General features: G+C 62.7%; 5 protein-coding genes, 1 pseudogene and 1 riboswitch. Of the genes and pseudogenes, 4 read left to right on the top strand and 2 right to left on the bottom strand.

The window, feature by feature from the left end; translation table 11 throughout:
• The 3 genes and pseudogenes from EN914_RS22565 to araD1 form a co-directional block, all read left to right on the top strand.
• Positions 1–256: pseudogene (locus tag EN914_RS22565) on the top strand (sugar ABC transporter ATP-binding protein); the annotation flags it as partial.
• Entirely contained in the window at positions 253–1,539 is a 1,287-nt protein-coding gene (mmsB, locus tag EN914_RS22570; RefSeq protein WP_024503156.1) for a multiple monosaccharide ABC transporter permease, read from the top strand. The pseudogene EN914_RS22565 and the gene mmsB, both read left to right, overlap by 4 nt.
• A 305-nt stretch (positions 1,540–1,844) precedes the next feature.
• Positions 1,845–2,837, top strand: coding sequence for an AraD1 family protein (gene araD1, locus EN914_RS22580; RefSeq protein ID WP_013533635.1), 993 nt, complete (start codon positions 1,845–1,847; stop codon positions 2,835–2,837).
• A 172-nt stretch (positions 2,838–3,009) separates the two neighbouring features.
• Here araD1 and EN914_RS22585 read toward each other — a convergent pair whose 3' ends face one another.
• Both EN914_RS22585 and EN914_RS22590 read right to left on the bottom strand, forming a co-directional pair.
• Entirely contained in the window at positions 3,010–3,783 is a 774-nt protein-coding gene (locus EN914_RS22585; RefSeq protein WP_024503157.1) for an ABC transporter substrate-binding protein, read from the bottom strand.
• A gap of 100 nt (positions 3,784–3,883) precedes the next feature.
• Entirely contained in the window at positions 3,884–4,978 is a 1,095-nt protein-coding gene (locus tag EN914_RS22590; RefSeq protein WP_024503158.1) for a 2'-deoxycytidine 5'-triphosphate deaminase, read from the bottom strand.
• A 74-nt stretch (positions 4,979–5,052) separates the two neighbouring features.
• A riboswitch (SAM riboswitch) is annotated at positions 5,053–5,130 on the top strand.
• 57 nt (positions 5,131–5,187) lie between these two features.
• On the opposite strand from EN914_RS22590, the gene EN914_RS22595 reads away from it, so the two are divergent.
• A partial coding sequence (locus tag EN914_RS22595) for a PLP-dependent transferase (protein ID WP_206527223.1) occupies positions 5,188–5,428 on the top strand: 241 nt, incomplete at its 3' end.

The following is a 5,428-nucleotide window of genomic DNA, read 5'->3' on the forward strand; positions in this document are numbered from 1 at the left end:
CGTGCTGATCCTCGACGAGCCGACACGCGGCATCGATGTCGGCGCCAAGTACGAAATCTACACGATCATCGCGCGCCTTGCCTCGGAGGGTAAGGCGATCGTGGTCATCTCGTCGGAAATGCCGGAATTGCTCGGCATCACCGACCGCATCTACGTCATGAACGAAGGGCGCATCGTGGGCGAAATGCCCGCCGCGGAAGCAAGCCAGGAAAAAATAATGCGCGCCATCGTTCGTGGAGAAGGAAAAGCAGCATGAGCACCGAAAGCGCCCCCGCCCCGCACGGCAATGTCGCCGAAGAGCAGCGTCCACGCATCGCCGTCTCGGCGCTGGCGACGAACCTGCGCGAATACGGCCTGATCATCGCGCTGATCGTCATCATGCTGTTCTTCCAGTTCACCACGTCGGGAACGCTGTTCAAGCCGGTGAACCTGAGCAACCTGGTGCAGCAGAACTCGTTCATCATCGTGATGGCGCTGGGCATGCTGCTGGTGATCGTTTCCGGCTATATCGACCTCAGCGTCGGATCGGTCGCCGGTTTCATCGGCGCGCTGGCGGCAAACATGATGGTCATCTGGCAACTTGGACCGCTCAGCAATCCGCTGGTGGTTTCGATCATCTGCCTCGTCGTGGGCGGCCTGATCGGGGCGGCGCAAGGCTACTGGATCGCCTATCACAGAATACCGAGCTTCATCGTGACACTGGCCGGCATGCTGATCTTCCGCGGCATCTGCCAGGCGCTGCTGGGCGGCGGATCCTCGGTCGGTCCGCTTTCCGACGACTTCAAAATGCTCAGTTCGGGCTTCATCCCGGATGTCATCGGCCCGCTGACGCTGATCCCGCCGACAGTGAACGCGGCCGGCAAGACCATCATGGGCAGCGGCCTGACGCTGCACATGACGACGATCGTGCTGGGCCTGATCGCCGTGCTGGCCTATGCCTATTTCGGGGTGAGGACGCGCCGCAAGCGCGAACGCCATGGCTATGAGGCCGAGCCCTTTGCCCTGTTCGTCGTCAAGACGCTGGTCGCCAGCGCCCTGGCGCTGTTCCTGGTCTATGAGTTCGCCAGCTACAGAGGCCTGCCGGTCGTGCTGCTCGTCATGGGCGTGCTGATCTCGCTGTTCGTCTTCGTCACCAAGCGCATGACCATCGGCCGCCGTATCTACGCCATGGGCGGCAATGCCAAGGCCGCGCAGCTGTCAGGCATCAACACCGAGCGGCTGACGCTGATGGTGTTCATCAATATGGGCGTGCTGTCGGCGCTCGGCGGCCTGATCATCGCGGCGCGACTGGGACAGGCGGTGCCGGCCGCGGGCCTCGGCAGCGAGCTCGACGTCATCGCCGCCGTCTTCATCGGCGGCGCCTCGGCGATGGGCGGCGTCGGTCAGGTCATCGGCGCGGTGGTCGGCGGCTTCATCATGGGCGTGATGAACAACGGCATGTCGATCATGGGCGTCAATGTCGACTGGCAGCAGGTGGTCAAAGGCCTGGTGCTGCTCGGCGCCGTGATCTTCGACGTCTACAACAAGAACAAGGCTTGAACGGACTTAAGAGCAATTCCAGGAAAAGTGTGAAACGGTTTTCCGCCCGGAATTGCGCCAAGACAATGAGTTAGAGCGGTTCGCCGTTTCCGTGAAACGGTGAACTGCTCTGGTCGAGGAAAGCAGGAGGCATACGATCGCGACGCTGCCGGCAACCCGCCGGTAACAGAAGTCCCTGAGGGACCAGGCCCGCGAGCGCAATCCGAACTGAGAATTTAAACCGTGGCATGGACGAGGTCCCGGCCGCGCTGAGCAAGGTTTGCCGTTTTGGCAGCCCTGCCAAGGCAAATGAGAGAGGATTCATCATGCTGATCTCCCAGATCCTTGACGACGCCGAGACCATCCGCGTCGTCGCCCGCAATGGCGGCAAGACCCGGATCATCAATGGCGCCCGCAGCGTCTATTCGCTGGCGATGGAGGCCGCCCGCACCGGCGTCGGCCTCGTCGCGCTGATCGAACGCAAGGGGCTTGGCGAGACGGTCGATCTCGAGGCCGCTTACAAGAAGGGGCGGCTGCTGTCGCCGATCAATCACCCCGATCCGGCGCATCTGCACCTGACCGGCACCGGGCTGACGCATCTCGGCTCCGCCGCGACGCGCGATTCCATGCACAAGAAGCTGAGCGCCGACGGCGAGGAGCAGCTCACCGATTCCATGAAGATGTTCCGCATGGGGCTGGAGGGCGGCAAGCCGGCGAAAGGCCAGATCGGCGTGCAGCCGGAATGGTTCTACAAAGGCAACGGCACGATGGCGGTGGCACCAGGCGCCGCACTCCTGTCACCGGCCTTTGCCAAGGACGCCGGCGAAGAGCCCGAAGTCGCCGGCATCTATGTCATCGGCGACGACGGCGCACCTTTCCGCGTCGGCTTCACGCTGTCGAACGAGTTTTCCGACCACGTCACCGAGCGCGTGAACTATCTGTTCCTCGCGCATTCCAAGCTGCGCAACGCCTCGTTCGGGCCGGAGATCCTGATCGGCGACCTGCCGTCCGACATCCGCGGCACCTCGCGCATCGTGCGCGACAGCGAGGTGCTGTGGGAAAAGCCGTTCCTGTCCGGCGAAGCGAACATGTCGCACACCATCGCCAATCTCGAACATCATCATTTCAAATACGCGGCTTTTCGCCAGCCGGGTGACGTGCATGTGCACATGTTCGGCACGGCGACGCTGTCCTTCGCCGACGGCATCACGACCGAGGCCGGCGATGTCTTCGAGATCGAGGCCGGGGATTTCGGCCTGCCGCTACGCAACCCGCTCGAGATCGAGCAGCCGGTGAAGGTGGCTGTGAAGGCGCTTTGAGAGCGCGCCTTTTCCTTCTCCCCAAGTGGGAGGTGGATCGGCGCGTTAGCGCCGAGACGGATGAGGGGTGTTCCAGCGGAGTGAAACGTTGGCGTTCCCTGGAACACCCCTCATCCGTCGCCTCCGGCGACACCTTCTCCCACAAGGGGAGAAGGAAAAAGGCGCCTCTGCCTCAATAAATATCGAAGTCGAAATACTTGGCCTGGATCTTCTTGTAGGTGCCGTCGGCAACGATCGCGTCGATGGCCGCGTTGAGCTTGTCGCGCAGGGCCGTGTCGTCCAGGCGCACGGCGATGCCGGCCTGGGTCTCGGTGCCCTTGACGTCGCCGACCAGCTTGCAGCAGCCGTCGCTTGCTTTCTTCAGCCAGTCCATCAGCACGAACTTGTCCGAGATCACGGCGTCAAGACGACCGTTGGTCAGGTCGGTGATCGCCTCTTCCTGGGTGGGATAGAGTTTGGCCTCCGCGCCCGCCTTGCCATATTCATTCTGGGCATAGTCGGCCTGCGTGGTCGAAGCCTGGGCACCGACCGTCTTGCCGGCAAGGGCCGCCGGTTCGGTCGAGGTGAGATCGGTGTCCTTCGGCGCCACCAGAGCCAGCGGTGTCGTATAATATTTGTTGGTGAAGGCGACCTGCTTCTTGCGCTCCTCGGTGATGCTCATCGAGGCGATGATGGCGTCGAATTTCTTGGCCTGCAAAGCGGGAATGATGCCGTCCCAGTCCTGGGTAACGATCTCGCATTCGACCTTCATCTGCGCGCACAGCGCATTGGCGATGTCGATGTCGAAGCCTTCGACCTTGCCGTCGGCGGTAATGGTGTTGAACGGCGGATAGGCGCCCTCGGTGCCGATCTTGATTTTTTCGGCTGCCTGCACCGACAGAGAGCCGGCCAGTGTTGCCAGCATGGCAGCGCCCGCCGCCGATATGACCCATTTCGAAAATCGCATTTTCTTGGTTCCCCTTGAACGCCGCCAGCTTGACGGGCGGCAAGGCAGCCAAGCATGGCGAGCCGGTACAGGCAAGTATTTTGCCTTGGGGCAATGAGGGTCAGCGCGCGGCGCGGAAATGCTTGGACAGCTTCAGGCCCTGCGCCTGGTAGTTGGAGCCGAGATCGGTGCCGTAGAGCGCCTGCGGCCGCTTCAGCATATGCTCGTAGACCAGCCGGCCGACGATCTGGCCGTGGTCGAGGATGAACGGCACTTCATGGCTGCGCACTTCCAGCACCGCCCGGCTGCCGGTGCCGCCGGATGCGGAATGGCCGAAGCCCGGATCGAAGAAGCCGGCATAATGGACGCGGAATTCGCCGACCAGCGGATCGAAGGGCGTCATCTCGGCGGCGTAGAGCGGCGGCACATGCACCGCCTCCTGGCTGACGAGGATGTAGAATTCATCGGGGTCGAGCACCAGTTCGCCGGCGCCGCTCTTGTGGATCGGTTCCCAGAAGTCGACGACTTCCTGGGCCGCGCGCTTGTCGACATCGACGAGGCCGGTGTGATGCTTGCCGCGATAGCCGACCAAGCCGCTTTGATCGCCGTTGAGGTCGATCGACAGCGCGATGCCGCCGCCGGAAATGTTCGGCGGCTCGGTGGCGACCAGCATCTGCGTGCGATGCAGGTCGTGCAACTCGGCTTCGGAGAGCAGCGCATTGCCGGTGCGGAAACGGATCTGCGACAGGCGCGACCCGGTGCGGACGACGATCGGGAAGGTGCGCGGGCTGACTTCCAGAAAGAGCGGGCCATGATAGCCGGCCGCGATCTTGTCGAACTCGTGGCCGCGATCGGTCATGACGCGGGTGAAGATGTCGAGCCGTCCGGTCGAACTCTTCGGATTGGCCGAGGCTGAAATGTCCGCCGGCAGCGCCAGGCTTTCAAGCAGGGGCACGATGTAGACGCAGCCGGTCTCCAGCACCGCGCCCTCGGCCAGATTGATCTCGTGCAGTTGCAGCCGGTCGAGCTTTTCCGAGACCTTGTGATTGGGGCCGGGCAGGAAGGAGGCGCGCACCCGCCAGGCCTTGTCGCCGAGCCTGAGATCGACGCTGGCCGGCTGGATCTGGTCGGTGTCGAGCGCACGCGCCGACTTCAGCGCGCCGGACTGGAACAGCGCCGATATGTCCTGGTCGGGAAGAATGCCTGTCTGCCGCAAGGCTCCACTCCTGCTTGGTACAAACCTCTTAATGAAGCCAGCAATTGACGCAAGCGCGGTGCGGGTCTAAAGGGTCGTTATCCCGTGGTGATTTGGCCGGTCGGCTTGCAGCCACGTTAAACAAGTCGCTAAAGGACCGTCGGGCCGCAAGGCCGTATGGACCGGTTGCGACTTTCGCGGCCGGTTTTTTTGTGTCTGGAAGAAAAGCGATGAGCACCAAGAAGCGCAACTGGAAGCCTCAGACGGCACTCGTGCACAGCGGAACGCTGCGTTCCGGTTTCGGCGAAACGTCAGAAGCGATCTATCTCACCCAAGGCTATGTCTACGAAACGGCGCAAGCCGCCGAAGCCCGTTTCAAGGGCGAAGAGCCGGGTTTCATCTATTCGCGCTACGCCAATCCGACCGTCGACATGTTCGAGAAGCGCATGTGCGCGCTGGAAGGTGCGGAAG

Source organism: Mesorhizobium sp. M7A.F.Ca.CA.001.08.2.1 (assembly GCF_003998455.1).
Taxonomy (GTDB): domain Bacteria; phylum Pseudomonadota; class Alphaproteobacteria; order Rhizobiales; family Rhizobiaceae; genus Mesorhizobium; species Mesorhizobium ciceri.